This window comes from Pseudomonas rustica (assembly GCF_018336155.1).
Classification (GTDB): Bacteria; Pseudomonadota; Gammaproteobacteria; order Pseudomonadales; family Pseudomonadaceae; genus Aquipseudomonas; species Aquipseudomonas rustica.
Map to the genome: position 1 here is coordinate 1 of NZ_JAGYHF010000039.1, position 786 is coordinate 786.

1 protein-coding gene is annotated in these 786 nt (G+C 51.5%); it reads right to left on the reverse strand.

The features are described 5' to 3' along the window. Positions 1–618: IS110 family transposase (locus tag KFS80_RS26760; RefSeq protein ID WP_212546473.1), on the reverse strand; the 618-nt coding region annotated here is incomplete at its 3' end. Between the last annotated feature and the right edge of the window lie 168 nt (positions 619–786).

The window sequence follows — 786 nt, forward strand, 5'->3', positions numbered from 1 at the left end:
GGCTGTGGCTGTCAAAAAACCGATCCCTTCGATGGCTTGGCAGCGAGCTACCTGCTCAAGTAATCCTGCCTCTTTGAGCAACTCCTTGAGTTTCTTTTGAACCAGCAGATCCAACCTGTCTATTTGCTTGGTGAAACTCTTGAAGGCGGTTTTCAGTAGCTTTTCATTGCTCCAGCTCTGGTTTAGAGCCGTACGCATTGTGACCAGCGCAGCCCTGCGGCGCAGGAGGCTTTGAAGCTTGCCATACACTGCTGGTGGCGGAGTCCAAGCGCGCAGCTCCCGGCCTTCTCGCTCCAAATAACGAGCGAGTAAAGCGGCATCGCTCGAGTCAGTCTTAACCCGACCGCCGATACTTTTTCGGTAATTGCTAAGCTGAAAACCATCAACAACATAGACTTTGAAGCCTTTTGCATAAGCCATCTCCACCACGTCCAAGTGATAGACATTGGTGGCTTCAACGCACAAGGCAGTATTGGCGGGTTGCTGCCTCAGCCATTTCTTGATTTCAGGCTTGGTATTGGTAAGCGACATCTGCGTGCCGCTGTCCTGGAAATGAACGACCAGTTCGGCCTTCGCAACATCGATACCGACAATAAATTGGTTCACTTCCATTGCCATTTTTCGCACTCCCGCTGTAAGGTTTTTCCACTCGAAGGGTTTCACCAAGAGGCGCAGGCTTGTTTCTATCGTCGCTGAAGAGAACGAAGCATTCTTTATCGGCGCTTTGGTGGAAGGGGTGGGGCCGATGTCTCCCACAGTCTGTACTGGGCTAACAGTCAGAAGCTG